Here is a 252-nt window from a genome sequence, read left to right on the forward strand (position 1 = left end):
GGGTACGCCGCGTCGCATATCTCGGTGTCTCTGAATCTTTGAGCATGGTGTCCACGATGGTTTACGTGCACACGATCTTGCGAGATGTCGCGGGACTGTTCAAGGTGGTACGGCTGGTCGCTTACGAAGTACGAGCTACGTGCAAGACCCAACTGTCCAAGGAGCTCAGGCAAGTCATAGTGCTCCTTGAGGGCGTCAATCAGCAGTGTCTTCTCCCGGTTGGACAGGAGCTGTAGATCGACGCCCAGGCCT

Annotated in this window: 1 pseudogene; it reads right to left on the minus strand. The window is 56.3% G+C overall.

The features are described from left to right. A pseudogene (locus NFX52_RS30750) lies at positions 1 to 252 on the minus strand (hypothetical protein); the annotation flags it as partial.

The organism is Acidovorax facilis (assembly GCF_023913775.1).
GTDB lineage: Bacteria > Pseudomonadota > Gammaproteobacteria > Burkholderiales > Burkholderiaceae_C > Acidovorax > Acidovorax facilis.